General features: G+C 69.4%; 3 protein-coding genes and 1 pseudogene. 2 read left to right on the top strand and 2 right to left on the bottom strand.

Annotated elements, in window-relative coordinates; all coding sequences use genetic code 11:
• A pseudogene (locus tag G6018_RS11490) lies at positions 1–232 on the top strand (hypothetical protein); the annotation flags it as partial.
• 56 nt (positions 233–288) lie between these two features.
• On the opposite strand, the gene G6018_RS11485 reads toward G6018_RS11490, so the two are convergent.
• Positions 289–1,365 (bottom strand): YihY/virulence factor BrkB family protein, encoded by a 1,077-nt coding sequence (locus G6018_RS11485; protein ID WP_182639653.1) that lies wholly within the window; start codon positions 1,363–1,365, stop codon positions 289–291.
• Between the two features lie 165 nt (positions 1,366–1,530).
• Here G6018_RS11485 and G6018_RS11480 point away from each other — a divergent pair, with 165 nt between their 5' ends.
• On the top strand, positions 1,531–1,926 hold the full coding sequence (locus G6018_RS11480; protein ID WP_182610396.1) for a hypothetical protein: 396 nt from the start codon (positions 1,531–1,533) through the stop codon (positions 1,924–1,926).
• A 21-nt stretch (positions 1,927–1,947) separates the two neighbouring features.
• Here G6018_RS11480 and G6018_RS11475 read toward each other — a convergent pair.
• Positions 1,948–2,246: inositol monophosphatase family protein (locus tag G6018_RS11475; protein ID WP_277817775.1), on the bottom strand; the 299-nt coding region annotated here is incomplete at its 5' end.

Below are 2,246 nucleotides of genomic sequence, written 5' to 3'. Positions count from 1 at the left end.
TGAGCCGCTGCGACAGGCGCTCGCGGACGGCGTCGCCAGCGGAGAATTCCGCACACCGTTCCCGGAGGACTCGTACCGGTCGATCCTGGGCATGTGTAACGCGATCGCCCACTGGTACGAGCCGGGCGGCGACCTCCTGGTCGAGGAGATCGTGCACCGATACCAGGAGCTCGCACTGCGCGTGGTCTACCACCGCGACGTCGCCTCCCCGGAAACAGACCCCGGGACCTGACCCCTCCGATCCCGGGACCTGATCCCGCCGGCATCCGGGGACGAATGCCCCGGCTGTCAGTCGGGGTTGCGGGCCTGCTCCGCCTGGGCCTCGCGGCGGACGTCGGCGGCGTCGTCGATGGTCTTCTGACGCTTCTCCTCGGCCTTGTCGCTGGCGCTGGTGTCACGCGGCGGGAGCTGGATGGTCTCCTCGGCGTGCAGTCCGGCCTGCAGCTCGCGGGCCCGCTCCACCTCGGCGTCGACCTCGGCCCCGAACAGCAGCGCGTTGTTGGTGATCCAGAGCCAGAGCAGGAAGATGATGACTCCGGCCAGCGAGCCGTAGGTGGCGTTGTAGCTGGAGAAGTTGGACACGTAGAACACGAACCCCGCCGTGGCGACCGCCCAGACCACCAACGCCACGATCGCGCCGACGGAGACCCACCGGAACTTGGGTTGCTTGACGTTGGGCGAGAACCCGTAGAGCACGGCCAGGATCACGACGACGACGAGGATCAGCGCCGGCCACTTGGCGATGCCCCACACGGTCACGGCGGTCTCGCCGAGGCCCACGAGGTCACCCACCCAGGCGGCGATCGGCCCACTGACGACCAGCATGAGCCCGGCCAGGCAGACCAGGAGGAGGAGCACCGCGGTCAACAGCACCATGGCGGGCTTGAGCTTCCAGAAGGGGCGACCCTCCTCGACCTCGTAGATACGGTTCATGGCCCGCCCGAAGGCGCCCACGTAGCCCGAGGCCGTCCATAGCGCGCCCAGCAGGCCGGTGACGAGGGCGAGTCCGGCGGCGGGGGTGTTGACCAGCGATTCGATGGGACCCCGTAGTGCAGCCAGTGTCTCCTCCGGGGCGGCCCCCTCGAACAACTCCATCACAGCGTTGACGGTCTCCTGCCCCTGCCCGAACACGCCGAGCAACGAGACCACCGCCAACAGTGCCGGGAAGATCGAGAGCACCGCGAAATAGGTCAGCGCGGCGGCCAGGTCCGTGCACTTGTCCTTGGAGAACTCGGCGGCGGCACGCGTGAGACCGATCTTCCAGGTCCCGGCCTTCAGTGAGGTCGGCGAGTCGGGCTTCCCCGAATCCGGGTCGGCGTCCGGGTCGGGCTTGTCGGTGATGTCGCGGCTGCTGTTCGGGCTCATGGAAATGACTGTCCCACCGGAGGCCCGCTCGCGCATCCTGTGGGGTCGATCTCCCCGGGGCGGAATCAGGCATCATGTGCGTTACCCTCCTGGGTGTCACATCACCAAAGAGTCACTTCACCTGTGTCGCAGCACTCGCGACCCCGACCCCCACAGGAGCACCCCATGAGCCTGCCCAACGCCATCCTCCGCGGAGTCACCGGCGCGTTCGTCCTCAACTCGGGACTGTCCAAGCGCAACCTGCCCACCGAGGCGGCCCAGGGCCTACAGGGATTCGCCGCCACCGGCGTCCCGCAGGTCACCAAGCTGGAGCCGGACACGTTCGGCAAGTTCGTCGCCTACTCCGAGATCGGGATCGGCGCGGCACTGCTCACGCCCGTGGTCTCGCCGCGCCTCGCGGGCGCCGCGCTCGGCACCTTCTCCGCCGGCCTGCTGGCGATGTACTTCCGCAACCCCTCGATGACCGAGTCCGACGGCATCCGCCCCTCCCAGGAGGGCATGAGCCTGGCCAAGGACGCGTTCATGGCCGCCATTGCCGGAGCCCTGGTCACGAGCAGGTGATCCGCCCCGGGGCCTGACCCCTCAGGCCGAGGCGATGGCCTCCAGGATCGCCTCGGCCAGGTCCGCGCGGCACACCACAAGATCCGGCAGGTAGGTCTCGGCCACGTTGTACTCCAACGGGGAACCGTCCACGCGCACCGCGACGAACCCCCTGGCCAGGGCCACCCCGGCCGGTGCGGCCGAGTCCCACTGGTACTGGCCACCGGCGTGGATGTAGGCGTCCGCCTCCCCGCGCACCACGGCCGCGGCCTTGGCCCCGGCCGAACCGAGTGGCACCAGGTCCCCGCCGACGGACTCGGCCACCGCCTCGGCGAACGCCG

Origin of the sequence: Dietzia sp. DQ11-44 (assembly GCF_014145205.1) — a bacterium.
In the GTDB taxonomy this organism is placed as follows: domain Bacteria; phylum Actinomycetota; class Actinomycetes; order Mycobacteriales; family Mycobacteriaceae; genus Dietzia; species Dietzia natronolimnaea.
This window is presented reverse-complemented; position numbering and strand designations above follow the sequence as displayed.

Bases quoted from the DNA above. Each gene is read 5' to 3' on its own strand.
- G6018_RS11485 (WP_182639653.1), bottom strand. From the start codon at position 1,365: ATGAGCCCGAACAGCAGCCGCGACATCACCGACAAGCCCGACCCGGAC.
- G6018_RS11480 (WP_182610396.1), top strand. From the start codon at position 1,531: ATGAGCCTGCCCAACGCCATCCTCCGCGGAGTCACCGGCGCGTTCGTC.